At 69.3% G+C, this 17,452-nt stretch carries 14 protein-coding genes and 4 pseudogenes; 11 read left to right on the forward strand and 7 right to left on the reverse strand.

All coding sequences use genetic code 11. The annotated features are described in order from the left end of the window. Positions 1–229: 229 nt before the first annotated feature. Positions 230–1,654, forward strand: a complete 1,425-nt coding sequence (locus tag AB0A97_RS19030; protein ID WP_361150963.1) for a sulfatase-like hydrolase/transferase — start codon at positions 230–232, stop codon at positions 1,652–1,654. A gap of 133 nt (positions 1,655–1,787) precedes the next feature. Here AB0A97_RS19030 and AB0A97_RS19035 read toward each other — a convergent pair whose 3' ends face one another. Continuing rightward, complete coding sequence (locus tag AB0A97_RS19035) at positions 1,788–3,032, reverse strand: cation:proton antiporter (RefSeq protein ID WP_361150966.1); 1,245 nt, start codon at positions 3,030–3,032, stop codon at positions 1,788–1,790. 530 nt (positions 3,033–3,562) lie between these two features. Between AB0A97_RS19035 and AB0A97_RS19040 the strand changes: the two genes are divergently transcribed. Continuing rightward, positions 3,563–3,901, forward strand: a complete 339-nt coding sequence (locus AB0A97_RS19040; RefSeq protein ID WP_361150969.1) for a hypothetical protein — start codon at positions 3,563–3,565, stop codon at positions 3,899–3,901. Positions 3,902–3,955: 54 nt separating this feature from the next. On the opposite strand, the pseudogene AB0A97_RS19045 reads toward AB0A97_RS19040, so the two are convergent. Continuing rightward, positions 3,956–4,470: pseudogene (locus tag AB0A97_RS19045) on the reverse strand (TetR-like C-terminal domain-containing protein); the annotation flags it as partial. A gap of 83 nt (positions 4,471–4,553) precedes the next feature. On the opposite strand from AB0A97_RS19045, the gene AB0A97_RS19050 reads away from it, so the two are divergent. After that, positions 4,554–4,862 carry a hypothetical protein gene (locus tag AB0A97_RS19050; protein ID WP_361151122.1) on the forward strand — a complete coding sequence of 103 codons (309 nt, stop codon included), beginning with the start codon at positions 4,554–4,556 and terminating at the stop codon, positions 4,860–4,862. Beyond that, a pseudogene (locus AB0A97_RS19055) lies at positions 4,808–5,091 on the forward strand (2,4-dienoyl-CoA reductase); the annotation flags it as partial. The gene AB0A97_RS19050 and the pseudogene AB0A97_RS19055, both read left to right, overlap by 55 nt. Positions 5,092–5,201: 110 nt before the next feature. On the opposite strand, the gene AB0A97_RS19060 reads toward AB0A97_RS19055, so the two are convergent. Further along, entirely contained in the window at positions 5,202–5,996 is a 795-nt protein-coding gene (locus AB0A97_RS19060; protein WP_361150971.1) for an SDR family oxidoreductase, read from the reverse strand. Between the two features lie 148 nt (positions 5,997–6,144). Here AB0A97_RS19060 and AB0A97_RS19065 point away from each other — a divergent pair, with 148 nt between their 5' ends. From AB0A97_RS19065 to AB0A97_RS19075, 3 genes and pseudogenes are all read left to right on the forward strand, one after another. Then, complete coding sequence (locus tag AB0A97_RS19065; RefSeq protein WP_361150974.1) at positions 6,145–6,318, forward strand: hypothetical protein; 174 nt, start codon at positions 6,145–6,147, stop codon at positions 6,316–6,318. 63 nt (positions 6,319–6,381) lie between these two features. Next, positions 6,382–6,471: pseudogene (locus tag AB0A97_RS19070) on the forward strand (DNA-binding response regulator); the annotation flags it as partial. Positions 6,472–6,851: 380 nt separating this feature from the next. Continuing rightward, complete coding sequence (locus tag AB0A97_RS19075; RefSeq protein ID WP_361150976.1) at positions 6,852–7,574, forward strand: alpha/beta hydrolase; 723 nt, start codon at positions 6,852–6,854, stop codon at positions 7,572–7,574. Positions 7,575–8,201: 627 nt separating this feature from the next. Here the strand turns inward: AB0A97_RS19075 and AB0A97_RS19080 are convergent. After that, on the reverse strand, positions 8,202–9,593 hold the full coding sequence (locus AB0A97_RS19080) for a carotenoid oxygenase family protein (protein ID WP_361150979.1): 1,392 nt from the start codon (positions 9,591–9,593) through the stop codon (positions 8,202–8,204). Positions 9,594–9,893: 300 nt separating this feature from the next. Then, entirely contained in the window at positions 9,894–11,138 is a 1,245-nt protein-coding gene (locus AB0A97_RS19085) for a helix-turn-helix domain-containing protein (RefSeq protein WP_361150981.1), read from the reverse strand. A 366-nt stretch (positions 11,139–11,504) separates the two neighbouring features. Here AB0A97_RS19085 and AB0A97_RS19090 point away from each other — a divergent pair, with 366 nt between their 5' ends. Beyond that, the gene (locus AB0A97_RS19090) at positions 11,505–12,350 is read left to right on the forward strand and encodes a DUF4394 domain-containing protein (protein ID WP_361150984.1); all 846 of its coding nucleotides are present in this window, start codon (positions 11,505–11,507) and stop codon (positions 12,348–12,350) included. A 224-nt stretch (positions 12,351–12,574) separates the two neighbouring features. Here the strand turns inward: AB0A97_RS19090 and AB0A97_RS19095 are convergent, their stop codons facing one another. Then, positions 12,575–13,246, reverse strand: a complete 672-nt coding sequence (locus tag AB0A97_RS19095; protein WP_361150986.1) for a hemopexin repeat-containing protein — start codon at positions 13,244–13,246, stop codon at positions 12,575–12,577. A 380-nt stretch (positions 13,247–13,626) separates the two neighbouring features. On the opposite strand from AB0A97_RS19095, the pseudogene AB0A97_RS19100 reads away from it, so the two are divergent. Then, positions 13,627–13,910: pseudogene (locus tag AB0A97_RS19100) on the forward strand (IS5/IS1182 family transposase); the annotation flags it as partial. A gap of 345 nt (positions 13,911–14,255) precedes the next feature. After that, the gene (locus AB0A97_RS19105) at positions 14,256–14,924 is read left to right on the forward strand and encodes a hypothetical protein (RefSeq protein ID WP_361150989.1); all 669 of its coding nucleotides are present in this window, start codon (positions 14,256–14,258) and stop codon (positions 14,922–14,924) included. A 731-nt stretch (positions 14,925–15,655) separates the two neighbouring features. Here AB0A97_RS19105 and AB0A97_RS19110 read toward each other — a convergent pair. Beyond that, entirely contained in the window at positions 15,656–16,066 is a 411-nt protein-coding gene (locus AB0A97_RS19110) for a four-helix bundle copper-binding protein (protein ID WP_361150990.1), read from the reverse strand. A 361-nt stretch (positions 16,067–16,427) separates the two neighbouring features. Between AB0A97_RS19110 and AB0A97_RS19115 the strand changes: the two genes are divergently transcribed. Further along, positions 16,428–17,432, forward strand: a complete 1,005-nt coding sequence (locus tag AB0A97_RS19115; RefSeq protein WP_361150993.1) for a PP2C family protein-serine/threonine phosphatase — start codon at positions 16,428–16,430, stop codon at positions 17,430–17,432. Positions 17,433–17,452: the final 20 nt, after the last annotated feature.

Below are 17,452 nucleotides of genomic sequence, written 5' to 3' on the forward strand. Positions count from 1 at the left end.
CACGGTCTGCGGGACACGGCCTGCGGACCGTTGACAGCGCATGGTTGCCCGCAGGCCGCTGATATCGCACGCGGCCCGTGACCGGTGCCTGACGGCAGCACCGCGGCCGTGGCCGCGGCGCGCCGTCCGCAACCCGTCCCGCCTCCTGCCCAGGGGGGCGGGACGCCCGTATCACCGACAGCGTCGTGACGAGTGGTCCGACCACGCCTGAGCGAGAGGAATCACGCCCATGAGCGCTCCCCAGCCGTACGACCATGTCGTGTTCATATCCCTGGACTGCCTGCGAAGCGACGGCGTTGGAGCCAACCCGCACAAACTCTGGCCGCTCCGGTACCCCGACCTGCGGGCCCCCGCCACACCCGTGCTGGACGACCTGGCGAATTCCGGCGCTTTCTTCACCAACGTCATCGCCTCCGCGCCGTACACCTCCGCCGCCCACGCCACGGTGTTCACCGGGCAGTATCCGGCACGCCACGGCCTGCATGCCTTCTATGAAGGGTTTCTGCGCAGCCCGTCGGTGTTCACCCACGCCCGCCGGGCCGGCCGGCAGACCCTCATGAAGGTCGACTTTCCCGTCATCCTCGGTGACCAACTGGGATTCACCGCGGACATCGACACCTATCTCGTCGAGGAGGACCAGAAGTTCATCGACGCCGTGCTCGCCACGGACACGTCCCTGTCACTGGCCCACTTCGCCGGAATGCACATGCCGTACGGCTTCCACAACCTCCGCTTCGGCGGCTCGGCCTACCAGGAGAAGATCGCCTGGATGGAGAGCCTGCTGCCCGAGGAGGTTCCCCACCAGGTCGACGAACTGAACGAGACCTATCGCACGCCGGCGGACATGGCGCTGTTCCTGCGCTACAAGCGGGCCATCAACTACCTCTACGCCGCGGGTAAGTACGACACTCTCTTCCAGATGTACCTGGACGGGATCGAGTTCTTCCTCCAGAGCCGTTTCGAGCCGTTCCTCACCCAGCTCGTCGACCGGGTACGCCAAGCGGGCAAGACGCTGCTGCTGGTCCTGTTCGGAGACCACGGCCAGCAGTTCGAGGACGACTCGTACGGAAACTTCAACTCGCTGGAGGAAGGCGTTCTCCGGATACCGCTGATCATCGCGGGAAACGGCGTCGCCCAGGGCCGGCACCTCCGGCGCATTCGCTCCGCGGACATCGCGCCCACGGTCATGGAACTGGCCGGAATCGACGTTCCCTGGCGGGGGCTCTTCGACGGAGAATCCCGCGCCGACGTGGTACGGGGAACGACCACGCTCACGGGGGACGCGCCGGCACTGGCCCAGGCGTACACCTCCGACGCGCGGCAGTTCGTGCATTACCAGAAACGCCAGCGTGCCGGCGAGGACCCCGGGGCGCTGCCGCACGTGCTTCTGGGCGAGAGCGCCTACCTGGACCGTACGAGGCTGGTCCGACTGCACTACCGCTACACCGACCAGATGAGCCGTCTGACGCCGGACGAGCGGGTACGGACGGAACACTTCGACGACCGGACGATTCCCCACGTCCGGACAGGCGCTCCCGACCCCAAACTGCTCGCCGTGCTGGACGACTACAACCGCTCTCTGGGCCCGGCCCGGAACAATGCCCCGCCGGAGTCGGTACGCCAGGGACTGCGCAGCCTCGGTTATCCGCTCTGACATTTGCGCGCACGGGCCACCACTCGACGTGCGGCCGCCGTCGGCGAGCGGCCACCAGTACTTTCGTCCCGGTCAACGACGGTGCATGACACCGCCGTTGACCGGGACAGCCGGTTCGGCCGAGAAGTCCGCCTCATTCAATGCTTTTCGCGCGCTCGCCGAGCACCGGGGCCGGTGCACTGTCCTCCGGAGCCTTGGTGAACAAGGTCAGCAGCGGTCCGGTCATGGCCGTTGTCGCGATCGCCATGATGACCATCACGGAATAGAAGGTCCGGTCGATGATGCCGGCGTCCAGAGCGACAGCCACGATCACGATCTCGGTCAGTCCCCGTGTATTCATCAGCAGCGCCGTGGGCAGTGCCTCCGCATGGCCGATACCGGAGAGCCGGGCGCCCACATACGCCCCGCCGATCTTGGACACCATCGCCGTGCAGACAATCAGTGCGATGACGGCCACGGCCGACACACCGACCGCCGAAAGGTCGACGTTCATGCCGGCCAGGACGAAGTACGGCGGCAGCATGAGCTGGCCGATCTGATTCATGCTGCGCGGGACCGACCCCCGGAGCTCCGCCAGTTCTTTGCGCGGCATGATGGCACCGAACGCCAGGGCGCCGAAGATGAAATGGATGCCGAGCCACTCCGTGACCGCGCACGACAGCATGAGCCCCAGAAACATGGCGGAGACGAGTCCGGCACCCGTCCGGTTCCGCCGCAGGCTCGCACGTACCGCAGACCTCAGCAGCGGCCGTGCTATGACCAGCAGAACGAGGTAGAGCGGCAGCAGTAATACCTTTACCTGACCTGTTCCCCCTGCATAAGCCACCACTCCCGCGAGGCAGACCCAGGCGGTCAGATCGCCGACGGCGGCCGCGCCCAGGGCGAGATTCCCGACGGGCCGGCCGTTCAGCCCGCGGTCCGCAAGGATTCTGACGAGTACGGGGAGCGCCGTCACGGACATGGCGAGGGCTACGAAGAGGACGAATGCCGTACGGTTCGCCGGGGCGTACTGATCGGCGAGAAAGAGTGCCACCGCCGCGCCCAGGGCGAGTGGACACAGAATCGACCCGACGAGCAGCCCCAGTGACCCGGTAGCCCGGCGGTACAGCACCGACAGGTCCAGTTCGTAACCGGCGGCGAACATGAAAGCCGCCAGACCGATGTCGGCCACCGCACTGAGCAGTGGCTTCACTTCGCCGGGCAGCAGGACCGCGACCAGGTCGGGGGAGAGGACCATGGGACTGGCCAGAAGACCAGCGCAGATCTCCCCGACCACACGCGGCTGCCCGACCAGACGCGCCAGCCGGCCGAAGAGCTTCGCGCAGCCGAGAACGAGTGCCAGGGCCAGGAAGAACTGCGAGAGGGTGGTTCCGCTCATATAAGCGACTCCAGGTCCGTGACGGGTGCTTGCGCAGAGCGCGAAAGGGCCGTGCGGGGCGCGGTCGGTCCGGTACTCCGACACTCCGACACCAGAAAAGGGAACATCGGCAGCCGTGGACGGACGAGGGTGCGAGGTGCGACCTGAACGCTCACGATGCCCGGCAATCCGTCATCCGCGCGCTGTGCGCACACTCCACCGACCGCACCTCATGAGAGGCGTGACGCTTCGTAGGAGCTCTTGAACCGTTATACGGTGATCGCTGGATATACGCCAGAGTCGTCGGCTACCGCCCCGACAGGAAACCGGCCTGAATCCGACCCGATTCGGACAGGGCGTGCCCTACCCTTTCTCCTCTTCTTCCTGCCCGCCCGAATGTTTCCTCCCGCCGGTCCCCGGCCAGGGCGGAGTTCACCGCACATCTTCCCGCCTGACCTGGGCAAACGGTGAGGTGTAACGGATTCGGCGAGCAGACGTAAGAGACGGTGAGGGCTTCGGCCTTCGCCCACGGACCCAGGAGACGCCCCTCCATGAGCGCCACTTTCACCGTACCCGCAGCCACCGCGCGGGCCGCTGCACCGTTCCTCCCCACGACCGGCACCCCCGCGACCGCGAGCGGAAACCGCAGAGTGCCGTCCACGCCGCCCTCCACCATCCCCTCCCCGGCCTCGGACGCCGCCTACGAGGCGGCGCACGAGACACATCGCCGGTTCTGCCACGGCGTCTACTCCGTGCAGTGCCCGACCTGCCAAGTCCCGGCGGGCGAGCGGTGCTTGCTCCGTCGCGCGGTGCACGCCGCGCGTCGCGAGGCGTACTGGATCGCTCGGCCCGGCGCTACGCTGGTACCCGTGCTCGTGGCGAGTCCCTGAGGGGCGCCCCAGGACGTACTGCCGCGCAAGAGGGCCGGCGCACTCGACCCCGCTCAGTGCGTGGACGGCGCCGCGGGCCTGCCCGGCGACCGCTTCGGGGGCGGAGGCGTCGAGTGTGCCGTCGAGGTGCAGGAATGCCAGGCCGTGAACGAGGGCCCACACCACGGTCGACAAGGCGGCCGGGTCGGCGGCGGGAAGGCGCCGCGCACGATGCCGCGCACGTATTCCCGGACGGCGACGGTCGCGGCGGCCCGTTCCTCATTGCCCGGGTCGCAGGGCTCCGCGAACATCACCCGGAACATCGCCGGGTGGTCGAGTGCGAAGCGTACATAGGCGACGGCGACCGTCGCGAGGTCGTCGGCCGTCGCGGAGGACGGGTGAGCGGTGGCCAGGCATCCGGCGAGTCCCCGGTAGCCCTCCGCCGCGACCGCGGAGACCAGCGCGCCGCGGTCCGCGTATGGCGGTAGGGGACCGTCGCCGACACGCCGCACCACCGCCCGCAGGGACAGCCCGGCATTGCCGTCCTCCTCCAGCAGCTCCCGCGCAGCACGCAAGCAGGCGGCGCGCAGACCGCCGTGGTGGTACGCACTCTCGCCGTGGGCCCGCCGATGACCAACGAGCTGTTCTCACCACTGCCCTGCGCTCCGGAACGGTGCTGGGCAACCGGATCGCGAAGGCGGCGATGGAGGAGAACATGGCCGGCGACGGGCAAGTGCCCGACCCGCGGCTCCTGGCGCTGTACCGGAACTGGGCGGCCGGTGGCGCCGGGCTGCTGATCACCGGAAATGTCATGGTCCACGCCGAGGCGCTGACCGGCCCGGCAGGTGCCGTACTCGACGACGCCGCGCAGTGGAGCCGTTCACCGAGTGGGCCGCTGCGACCAAGTCCGGCGGCGGCGCCGTACGGATGCGGATCAACCACCCCGGCCGCCAGATCCAGGCAAACATGCCCGGTGTGGTGAGGGGCCCGTCCGCCGTCGGCGTCGACCTGGGAAAGCACAGCAGTCGATTCGGGCGGCGTCCCGTCGCCACGGCTCCTGAGCAGATCGAGCCCACCGTGGCCCGGTCCGCGGTCACGGCCGCGCGGGCCGAAGCGGCGGGGTTCGACGGCGTGGAGATCCACGCCGCGCACGGCTACCTGCTGTCGCAGTTCCTGTCCTCCTGGTCAACCAGCGCACCGACGCGTGGGGCGGATCGCTCGAAAACCGGGCCGAGACACTGCTGGACGTCGTCCGTGCCGTCCGCGCCGCCGAGCTTCGCGGCCGCGGTGAAACTCAACTCCGCCGACTACCCTGGCCGGCCTACGCGGTTGTGGCGATGCCGCCGTCGACGGGGATCACGGTGCCTGTCAGGTATGCGCCTGCCCGGCTGGCGAGGAACACGGCGACACCCGCCATGTCGTCGTCGCGGCCGATCCGGCGTAGTGGGGCCGACGCCGCGATCGCCTCGCCGAACTCGTCGAGGGTTGCAGCCATCATCGTCGACGGGAACGGTCCCGGCGCCACGGCATTCACGGTGACGTGCTGCGGTCCTAGTTCCTTGGCGAGCACCCTGGTGAGTTGATGCAGTGCGGCCTTGCTGCTGGAGTACGAGTAGTTGGGCCGCTGGGGAATGTGGATGGCGGCGATGCTGCCGATGTTGATGATCCGTGCGGGATCGTCGGCGGTGCCCGCCCTGCGAAGTGCGGGCAGCAGCGCCTGGACCAGCCAGAACGGCGACTTCAGGTTGAGGTCGACGACCGCGTCCCAGGCTGCGTCCGGGAACGTCGCCAGCGGCTCGTCCCACATGGCGCCCGCGTTGTTGACGAGGATGTCGAGTCGCTCCGAGTCGGCGGTGACGAGGCCGGACAGTCGCCGGCACTCGTCGTGGCGGGACAGGTCGGCGGGGATGGCCCGCACCTCACCGAATTGGGACAGCCGTTCCTGCGCCTGAGCGCACGCTTCTGCGTTGCGTGAGCTGATGACCACGCGGGCGCCCGCCCGGAGAAGGCCACGCGCGATCATCATTCCGATGCCGCGGGTGCCACCGGTGACGAGCGCGCGCTTTCCACACAGCTCGAAAAGTTCTGCCTGCGTGGTGAATTGGTTGTCTACCACTTGCTGCCTTTCCAGTTGGTCGTGCGGAATGATGCGTCGACGCGTCGGGTGTGCGGTTTAGCCGTCACGACGCTATGTCCTTGGAGTGCACTCCAAGCAAGCGGATCAGGGGCCCGACGGACCGCGTCCGCAACTGCCTCAAACGCGGATGGCGAGGCGTACGGCCGCCCAAGTCGACAAGGACGACTACAAGCAGCGGCACGCGGTCGAGAGCGGGACCAACCACCTCAAGCGCCACCGGGCTGTAGCCACGAGGTATGACAAGCTCGCGGGCCGCTACGAGGCGACCGTGCTGGTCGCAGCCCTCAACGAGTGGCTGTGACCAGCACTTGCACAACAGACCCTGACCGCCGCCACGTCGGGGCGAAGCCATTGAGGTGCTGGCCAGGCGTCCAATGGCGCGTGCGCCATCAAGCCGGCCATCACGCATCGCATCGATGTCGCCCTGGTCGACGTACGCATGCCGCGAGCCGACGGCTCGCTGCCCGAGGGCACGGAACCCACCACTCCGGCCGGGCCCGCGCCGCCACCGCCGGCACCTGGGCGGCCACGTTCCCCCGGGGGAGGAGCGTGTGGTCGATGCAAAGGGCTCACCTCAGAAAGCCGCGATGACGCCCCAAGCGACTCCAGTATCACCGCGCAGTATTCCGACTCGGTGGCACCCGCCCACGGAGCCTCCCCAAAACCGTTGGACGGCCCCTCGCGACCGCTGCTACGTTTCCGTCGGCCGTGCGAGAGAACGAGGAGGTGGTACCCGTGAACGCTGTATCGACATGGGTGCTCCCCTCCGGGGACACGGTCGGGCGATAGGTCGTCCGGGAGCGCCGTCCAAGAGCTCTCCCGAAAGGCACGACCATGCATTTCACTTCCGCACAGCGCCTCGACGACGGCGTCCTCGCACGCGAATTCACCCTCGGCGAGATCCCCGGCACCCTGTGGGCGCCTGAATCCGCCGCACCGGTTCCGCTGATCCTGATGGCTCACAACAACGGTCTGCCCAAGTCGGCAGCCCGGCTGGTGGCCCGGGCCCGGCACACCGCGGCGTACGGCTACGCGGTGGCCGCCATCGACGCCCCCGGGTGCGGTGACCGGCCCCGTTCCGCCGCCGACGAGCGGGGCCGCGCCGACCTCCGCCGGGCGATGCGGGCCGGCGAGCCGGTCGACGACATCTTCGAGTCCTTCATCGGCCCGCTGGTCGAAAAGGCGGCCCCGGAATGGCGGACCACCCTGGACGCCCTCCTTGAGCTGCCCGGGATCGGCGGTCCGGTCGGGTATTCGGGGTGGGCCGCCGTCGGCGTTCGGCTGGCGGCGGTCGAACCGCGCATCGCGGCCGCCGGTCTATTCGCCGGGGGTTACGTGCCGCGGGCCCAGCGTGAGGAGGCCCGGCAGGTCACCATTCCGCTGCTGCTCCTGCTCCAGTGGGACGACGAAGGGAACCCCCGGCAGCGGGCCCTGGACCTGTTCGACGCCTTCGGCAGCAAGGAGAAGACGCTGCACGCCAATCTGGGCGGGCACACCGGCACCCCGTGGTTCGAGGCGGAGGACGGGATGTGTTTCTTCGGCCGGCACTTGAAGTGAGGCCGGGCCGTCACAACGGCAGCAGACGATGAACGGCGCCGGTGAGAGGGCTGCTCGTGGAGCGAGGACAGATCTCGGCTCCCTCCGGCCCGGTCCCCTGCCGACTCGGTAGGGGACCAGGCTGCCCGAAGCCGCCCCCGCCCCTTGTGCGTGGGCCGGGGGCGGCAGGGCGGCGGACCCGTACAAGGTGAATGCCTGCTCCGTGAAGGTCCGCCGTGCAGCGTGCCGTTGTCAGGCGCCGATCGTAATGCGGAGCACCTGTCCCGGCACGATCACGGCAGGTCCGTCACCTGATCCGGATTCGCCCGGACGATGCGTTGGTACAGGGACGGGTCTCCGTAGAGCGCCTTGTAAATGGGCGACGAGGTGCCACCCTTCACCACCGTGTGCTCGCGGTACCCGTAATAGCGGCGGACAATACGCGGTCCGCAAATCACGGGTAGGGAGGCGAGGTTGACCTCGCTGCCGTCTTTCGGCAACCAGAGCGGCGTGGTCGCGACGCAAGGCTGCCACTGCTGGCAACACCTCTCGCAGACACTGATGAAGCACCCGTACCGCAGCCCGGGGGGTGAGGGGCCTGGGCAGGGGGATCAATGCCTGTTCAGGGGGCTGGCTGCTGTCGGATGCTCAGGCGCGCGACATCCGGGTGCCGGGGACCCAGTTGCCGTGGAAGCCTGCCGGTATGCGGACCGGCACGTGGACCTCGGCGACCGGGGCCGCGTCGAGGTCGGCGGCGTCCAGGACGGCCAGGTAGCTGGTGCCGAGGGAGCGGTCGTGGGCGAAGGTCAGGAGGTATCCGTCGTCTTCCTGACCGGGGGTGGCGGGGGAGCGGGGGACGAAGACGGGCTCTCCGCAGATGTGGCCGGCGGGGAAGCGGTGGGTGCTGCGCCGGGCGCCATGGGCCAGGTCGTACTTGTGGATCTCGGTGTGCCGGGGCTCGGCGTCGAGGGTGAAGCCGGCGGTGTAACCGTAGCGGTGGGGCAGACCGATACCGGTCTCGGCGATGCGGGGGTATTCGCTGGGCGTGTCGTCCAGCGGGGTTTCCGTGACCTTGCCGGTGGCCAGGTGGAGTACCCATTGGTGCAGGGTGGGCAGGCCACCGCTGAGATCCTGCGGTCCCTGGCGCCACAAGGCTGGGACGCGGGTGCCGGTGAGGGTGATCGTCCCGTTGGTCTCGAAGGCGTTCATCGTGTGCCATATGTAGCAGGGAGCGATGTCGAACCACCGTACGCAAGCGGCCTCCCCGGTCCGGGGCAGGATGCCGAAGCGAGCGCGGTGTCCGTCGTCCCACCGCCAGGGCGGGCCGCCGGTGGTGGCTCGGCCGGCGTCGAAGACGACGGGCAGGTCCATGAAGACGACGTGGTGGGCGGTGAGGGCGAAGTCGTGCATCATGACTGCCCGTCGCAGGTCCACGGTCTGTTTCTGGAGCACTTCGCCCGCTGCGGAGGCCCGGTAGTAGGTCAGGTACGGCGGCCGGAGGCGGTAGCCGAAGAAGTGCAGCTCCCCGGTGAGGGGGCAGGTCTTGGGGTGAGCGGTCATGGGGGTGGTGAGCGCCCCGTCGAAGGTGAAGACCCCGAGGGTCGCCAGGTCGGGGGTGACCTCGTAGGGGAAACCGCCTTCTTCGAGGGCGAAGAGCCGGCCGGCATGGGCTATCAGGTGGGTGTTGGCCGTGGTGACACGGTAGTCGATCCGTGAGGTGGCCGGGTCGAAGGCGAGGGCGAGGCGGGAAGCGCCCGGTTGTGCGTGCAGTGGGGTGCGTACGTAGCGGTTGCGGTACCAGGTGGCGTGCCCGTCGGCCAGCGCGACGGTGTGGAGCATGCCGTCGCCGGCGAAGAAGTGGGGCGACCAGCCGCTGCGTGGGTTGGGTCCGTTGCGGAAGTACTGGCCGCACAGCTCCTTGGGGACGATGCCGGTCACCTTGCTCGGCCGGTGGGTGACCTCGGCCGCGACCGGCGCGTTGTTGCCCGAGAGGTGCAGGGGGGTGGGTGTGGGGGTGGGGGAACCCGATGGCGTCGTCATCTGCGGTCTCCTGCCGTGGGGTGCTCCTGCCGTGGGGTGGTGCAGCCAGGGTCCCGCAGCCGGCATCCCGATGGCAGTCTTGTTCTTTTGGCACGCGTCAGCCGCTGCTGTCCCCGCGAAGTGGTTCATCCGCGGTGGCTACAGTGGTGGCGGCGGTGGCAGGCGTACGGCATGTCCGGGCCCGAAGGTGAACACGCCACAGTGTGGGCTCCCTTGCGGGTGAGCGAGCGGAACGCGGACCCGCTGCTCGGAGCAGCGCGAGGCCGGCGACCGGTTCGTCGGCGCGGGCCCCGCTGGGGTTCAGCGCCACGCTCCCGACAGGCGCATGGTGACGACCGCGCTGAGCGTGCGCACGCCCCGCGTCGAGCCGGGATCGATGCCGGTGAGCTCCCGTACCCGGCGGAGGCGGTAGTCCAGGGTGCGGGCGTGGACGTTGAGGGCGGTCGCCGTGGCGCCGCGGTGCATGTCGTGGCGGTAGTACGCGTCGAGGGTGACGAGCAGGTCCGGGCCGAAGTCCAGTTGTCGGGCCACGTCGCGCAGCCATGCGTCGACGAACGGCACGTCCACCACGGCGAGTTCGACGAACACATCGGCCAGGGTGTGCGGCCGGAGCCGGGCGGAGGCCCGGCGCAGCGGGGCCGCCCGGCTGATCCGGCGGGCCCGGTCGAGGGCGTCGGCCAGCTCGGGCAGCGGTGCGGTGGCGGTGCCGACGGCGCAGGGCCGGCCGAGGGCCAGGGCGAAGTCCTGTACGAGCTCGGACAGGTGGTCGGGGGCGAGATCGGGCAGGAGGTCGGAAGTGGCGTGCGGCGGTACGGATTCGCCGCCCGCCGTGCCGGAAATCAGGGGAACCAGAGCGATCAGCTCACCGCTTCCGTCGCCGTTTCCCGGACCCCACATGACAGGCGCCTGATGGCTCTTCACCAAAGTCTCGATCTCGTTTTCCAGGAAGCGATCAGCGGCCGGGCGGACCGGAATCCGGAACACCGTCACCGCCCAGTGATCCGGCAGCTCCATGTCGACGGCGGAGGCGAGTTCCGCCGATATGGGATCTCCGTTCAGCAGTGACCGGGTCAACAGGGCGACCTGCTCGACGTACCGCATCCGGCGGCGCAGTACCCGTACGAATCCCTGGCAGTAGGCGCCGATGCCGCGTTCACCCTGCGGGGCGAACCAGTTCATCATGCGCATGATTTCCTCGACGCCGCCGCCGCGCTGGGCCTCGGTCACCTCGTTGATCTCGCGCAGCATGAGCGCGGTGTGCAACCCCAGCACCCGCTGCCGTGCGTCGAGCGACATCCCTGCCCCGGCCCGCAACTCTCCCATCGACGCGATACAGCCGAGGTCGTCTTCGGTCAACTCGCTGTTGTCCGGTGAGAGTTCGACGGTTCGACGCCGAAGCCACAGCGAATGGTCCAACGCCTCGGCCCGGGCCCGGGGGTCCTTCTCCAGGCACCCCAACTCCGGGATCTCGCGCGCGTACGCCTCGACCTCCCGGCGGGCGTTGGCCGACGCCTGCCGGGCGAGTTCGACGAAGAGGCTCCCCACGGACACGAGCATGCCCTTCCGGACGAACCGGCCGGCAGGCGAAATCCGGACGGCTTTCAGCACTGCGCACACATCGGCGGGGTGTACCCGACGAGGGTTTTGTCACAGCGCGCAAAATTCCCGGATCGGGGTTTTCTCATCACCTCTTCCGCTTGTGGAGGTGCCGTGCAGCGGCCTTAATGAGAACCGCGTGTACGCCCGTGGGGGAACGTCGCGAAAGTCATTCTGAGCGCTAGGTAAGAACGATTCCGGTCATCAGTGCGGGAGTACGGGCGGGTGTACGAGGATTCTCAGTCGGCGCCGCACCATGACGTCCGTTCAATCTGGAGGGATGCTCCGATGAAAGCAGTCACCCGAAAGACAATAATGGCGGCCGCGGTTGCCATGGGCATGTCGGCAACGCTCCTGCTCGGCACATCGGGCACCGGTACGGCCGCACCCGCCGCCCCCAGTCTGCGTGCGTACGGAATCACCGGCGACGGCACCTTGATGGCCGGGTTCAAGACCGACCGGCCGCAGGTCCTCGACTGGGTCAGGGCCGTCGACGGCCTCAGCGGCGACACGAGCCTGATCGGCATCGACTTCCGGGTCCAGGACGGCCTGCTGTACGGGGTCGGCAACAAGGGCGGCATCTACACGATCAAGATCCCGACGGGCACCGAGGAGGTCGCGGTCACCAAGGTGTCCCAGCTTGCGTACGAGCTGCGCGGCACGGCGTTCGGCGTCGACTTCAACCCGGCGGCCGACCGGCTCCGCGTGATCAGCGACAACGGCCAGAACCTGCGGCACAACCTCAACAATCACACGACCGTCCAGGACCTGAACCTCAACACTCCGACGGAGGAGGGCACGACCAAGGGCGTCACCGCCGCCGCGTACACGAACAACGACCGCAACGCGGCCACCGAGACCACCCTGGCCGACATCAATACGACCAGCGACCAAGTCGTCCTGCAGAGCCCGGCCAACAACGGCACGCTCGTCCCGACCGGCGGTCTCGGCATCAACGCCGGGCTCAACGCCGGCCTGGACATCTACAGCACCCTGTCCGGCGGGAGAACGGTCGACAACGCCGCCTTCGCCACCCTCGTCCCGAACGGCGCCGGGACCTCGTCGCTCTACAGCGTCAACATCCTCACCGGCCAGGCAACCTCCACCGGCCAGTTCCCGCTGAACATCACGGACCTGGCGATCTCTCTCACCGGCACCTGATCCCGTCGGTCCTGTCCTCGCCGCGGCCCGGCCACCACCGGGCTGCGGCCCGTCCGCCTCCGGACCGCGGCGCGCCACCGCTACGGGCACGTGGCTTCGTAGGGCGGGCCCGGTCGGACGTCGGCCGGGCACCGGCGGCAACGTCGGTGCCCGCAGCAGCGCCCCGCCCGGACCGAACCAGCCGGGCGGGACGCCGAGCCGCCGTGGACCTCAGGCCGCGTGGTTCACGCGAAGAAGTTCCAGTTGCCCTCGATCGGCAGCGGATAGCCGTTGTCGGTCTTGTCGCTGACCAGGTCGAAGCGGACGTACTGGTCGTCCTTGAACAGGTACACCTTGTCCGTGTCGAGTACGGAGTTGACGGCCGCGTCGATGCCCCGCTGGAAGTTCTCCGGCAGCCCGCGCCAGCCGCGCAGGATGGGAGTCGGGCCGCCGAGCAGCTTGTCGTTCACGACGTCGTAGCGGACGTACAGGTCGTCCTTGAAGAACCAGCTGACGTTCGGGTTGCTCTGGTGGTTGACGGCCGCGTCGATGCCGAGCTGGAAGTCCGGCGGCAGCCCCTTCCACCCCTCCGCGATGCTGAGCGGGTAGCCCGGTTCGACCTTGTCGGAGTCCAGGTCGTAGCGGACGTACTGGCTGTCCTTGAAGAGGTACACGACGTTCGGCTGGTCCCGGCGGTTGAGCGCGGCGTCGATGCGGCGCCCGAAGCTGTCCACCAGGCCGGGCCAGTTGCCCTCGATGAGCTTGGGGTACCCGTCGAAACCGTGGTTCTCCTTCATGTCGTAGCGCACGTAGGAGTTGTCCTTGAGGACCCACGTGACGGGGTCGTTGCCCTTGGCCCTCACCACGGCGTCGATGCGCCGGTAGAAGGAACCCGGTGCAGCGGTCTGCTCTGCCACGTTCCACACCCTCTTGCAGTCGTCGGGTCTGGTTGACGCCTGCCGGCCGGCGGCTGTTCGAGCTCGTGTCTGTCACCCTGCCAGCCCACTACAGCCGTGTCACGCCACCCCCGCTCATCGGCTCAATCCTCACCGCACCGCCATTCAATTCGAGTCATACCGCAATCACCGGAAAATCACCATTGCCTCGCCTGCCACCCACGCACCTCGAAATCCCTCGCGAAACTCCGGGGCGCAGCACAGCATCGCGGCAAAGCGCGAAGGAATACTCACGGCGATCTCGATACCTTGGGCATTCGGGACGCAAGAACACCTAATGCAACGTCAGTATCTACACGGGCATTGAGCGGGGGCGGCTGCCGCAGGAGCCGGGGTTCGGCTCGGCCATGACGTGCGGGTGGCGGTTGCGGGACTGGGACTCGGCCGGAGTGTGGCAGCGGCCGCACGAGGTGCTGCTGGACGAGCTGCGGGCCGTCGGCCGCCTGGCCTGTCGCGGGTGGTGATCGACAGTTCCCACGTCCGAGCGCTCAAGGGCGGCCCCGAACCGGGCGGAGCCCCGGGCGACCGGGGCCGGCCGGTCTCCAAGCACCACGTGATCCGTGTCGCCACCGGCACCCCGCTGACGCCGACCGGCGACAACCGCAACAACGTCACCCAGCTACTCCTGCCCGTGAGCCGATACGGCCGACCGCGTCCGTGAACGCGACCCGACCACGATGCCCTCAACTCGCCACACCGCGAGATCGTCGTCCTGCTCCACCTGAAGGCACTCGTTTTGCCCTACGAACTGCACGGGCAGTGGCAGGAACACTGGCGGCCCTGACCCGGCCGAGCCGCTCCGGCGATGCTCGGCCCCGACAGACCGGCTCGCCGACCGTCACCCGAATCGCAGCTCCCGTTCCACCATCCCCGCAAACCCGATGCGGATGCTTTGCGGCTCCTGGCGCCGGGGCCGCAGACGGCTGTCACATGTGCGCCGCGCCGGCCAGGGGCAGGGGATACTGCCGAGATGGGCACTTCTTCGCAGAATGACGGGCCGGCCTCCGCAGGCGCCGCGGGGCGCCAGGACGAGCGGGAGCGCGCTGTCGACGAGAGGGAACGGCTGGCGGATGAGCGGGAGACGACCGCTGACCGACGCGAGCGCACGGCCGACGCGCGGGAAGCGTCCGCGGACGCGCGGGAGGAGTCCGCGCAGGCGCGCGAGAGCCGCCTGACCGACTGGGAACGTGAGGTGGATGAACGCGACCGCGCGGCGGGACGCATCGCTGCCGGCGTGCGCGAGCGAGCGTACGAGCAGATCGGCCGCTCCCGCGACCAACTGGATTCCGCCCACGCCAGCCTGGCACGAAGCGAAGCGTCCCTGCGCCGCAGGGACGCACGCGACGCACGGGAACAGGACGCCATCACGCGCGAGACGGCCGCCTCCGCCGTCCGGCAGGCTGCCGAAGGACGCTCGCCCCGGCGGGACCTGGAGATGCGGGAGCGCCTGCTGCGCGAGCAGGCGGCCGCCGCGCTCGGCGCGCTGGCCGACGTCCAAGAAGCCCTGGTCCGCGACCACGACCAGGACGCCCGACCGCAGCAGGCGGACTGGTACCGGCGCCGCGCCGAGCAGACGCGCCGTACGGAAGACGGACTGCGCGCCGAGACCGGACCGGACGACGAGGAGGCCGGCCTCTGACGGACCGGGGCCAGGGCAGCGCGCCACGGATCTGTGCGCCCGTCGAAGCCCATACCTGCCGACATCGGCACTCGTGAGGCGTGCGGCTGTCGTTGGTGCAGGGGCCAGGGGCCAGGGGCCAGGGGCCAGGGGCCAGGGGCCAGGGGCCAGGGGGTGTTGGCTCGCTGTTACGCCATCGAGGCGCACACGTACGCCCCGGGCTCGCTGTCGCGGTGGCGGTTCAGCGGCTGTGGGCGCAGGTGGTAGGTGCTCGGCTGTCGTGGCCCGACGGCTTGGTCGGGCTGCCGCGGGGCGCGGGGCCTGTGAGACATGCCGGAGGACGTATGGTCGGCGGTACCGTCAGGTGGGGCAACTCGGGAAAGGCTTTCGGCTTCATCCCCCAGGGCGCCGAGGGCCCCAGGCGGAGAACATCACCCTCGCCTGAACCACCCGTCCTGCCGGGCATCGATGCCGCACCGTACCGGGGCAGGCCGCCCGTCGAGGGTTTCCGGCCGCCCATGGCAGGTTGCGAGGCGCACCTGCTCCTGCGAGCAAGTGGCTGCTGCCACCGGCGACCGGGGCGCCAGGACGGTCTCCTCCGGCCTGTCCGCGCGCCCGCCCGGCGCGGCCAGCCTGCCGTCCGTTGCCAACTGCCCAGCAGGCCGCACCAGCGGGACGAGGGCTTGGTGCTCGGGCCCGGTGAGCGAACTCCCCGGGGCCCGGTAACGGCACAAGGAGGCGGGACAGGGGTGTCAGCCGAGGGAGGCGATCAGGTCGTTGCATGCCTGTTCACATCGGCGGCAGACCTCGGCGCACACGCGGCAGTGCTCGTGCCGGCCGGCGTGCTGTCCGCACTCGTCGCCGCACGCCTTGCAGACCGTGGCGCAGGCCTGGAGGAGTACGCGGGTGATGTCGGCGTCGTAGCCGGTGTGGCGGGAGAGCACCGCGGCGGTGGTGCCGCAGATGTCGGCACAGTCCATGTCGGTGCGGATGCACTTGGTCAGCTCGCCCACTTCGCGTTCCGACATACAGGCGTCGGCGCACGCCGTACACGCCTGGGCGCAGGCGAGGCATTCCTCGATGCAGCGGCTGAGTTTCTCGCGGTCCACGCTTCCCAGATCGCCGGGGTAGGCAGCCAGCATGTCCTTGACGGCGGTGGTCATGGTCCCTCCAGGGTCCGTTCTGCGTCTTCTGCGACGGTTGTCGCCTTGTACGCGTAACACCGGGAAGGACGCGGAAAACCGCCGACAGGCCGCGTACCCTTCGTTCGGCCAGCAGCGGCCGGACGAACCACCCGCTCGGTCGTGGGCCGGATGCCGACTGGCGGTGGAGATGATCTGTCCGCCGAGGTACGGACGCCGGCGGCGGTGGCGTGGTACGAAACCGATCAGGAAGCGGCCGTACGGGCCGCCCGCTGCGACGGACGATCGAATAGGGCACGGCCCGGTTCGGTGAGAGGTGTTGGTGTCGGTGGTCCGGTCGAACCGGTCCTCACGTGTTCTACCGGTACTGCCGTACGCCGTGATGGCCATGGTCGCGGCAGTCGACGTGTCGGCGGGACCGGACGTGGGATTTCTGCCGTTGGTGTCGCTGGGGCCCGCCTTCGCCAGCCTGACCGGCGGATGGCGGCGCACCGCCTTGATCGGTGCGCTGGCGCTGCTGCTGTGCGCCGGGCTGGGTCTGTACGACGGGCTTTTCCCGCACCGCCGCGGCTGGACGGCCCTGCTGTCCGTCGTGGGCGTCACGGCAGCGGGCCTGGTCGCCGCGGTGATACGGCAGCGACGCGAGAGGGAGCTGGCCGACGTGCGCTCGGTCGCCGAGGCGGCCCAGCGCGTGCTGTTGCGGCCCGTGCCCCAGATCGCGGGCCGGTTGCGTCTGGCCGTCTCCTACACCTCGGCAGTCGCCGAAGCACGCATCGGCGGCGATCTGTACGAGGTGGTGGCCACGCCGCACGGAGTACGAACCCTCATCGGGGACGTGCAGGGCAAGGGCCTGGACGCCGTGGAGACCGCGGCCGTCGTGGTGGGCGCCTTTCGCGAGGCCGCCTACGACGAAGCCGCTCTGACGGCCGTCGGCGACCGGCTGGAACGGGCTTTGGCGCGCCACCTGACGGACGAGAAGTTCGTCACCGCCGTCCTGACCGAGTCGCAGGGCACCGGAGTTCTGACCCTGCTCAACTACGGCCACCCTGCCCCCCTGACCGTCAAAGGCAACGGAGACATCGGTTTCCTCGTTCCTCCCGAGCGTGCCCTGCCGCTGGGGCTCGCCCTGCACAACACCAGCGCCCCCCGGCCGCACACCGTGCCCTTCGCCCCCGGCGATCAGGTGCTGCTTTACACCGACGGCGTCAGCGAGGCCCGCGACGCGTACGGGCATTTCTATCCGCTGAAACAGCGGGCGGGTCTGCTGAAGGAAGCCGACCCGCAGACGGCGGTGGAGGCGCTGCGGCAGGATTTGGTGGCACACGCACAGGGGCCACTGCACGACGACGCCGCGATGCTCCTGATGCGCTACCGCGACGGCTGTTGAGGACGGCAGGCGGGCTGGAT

Source organism: Streptomyces sp. NPDC045470, assembly GCF_040646595.1.
Lineage (GTDB): Bacteria > Actinomycetota > Actinomycetes > Streptomycetales > Streptomycetaceae > Streptomyces.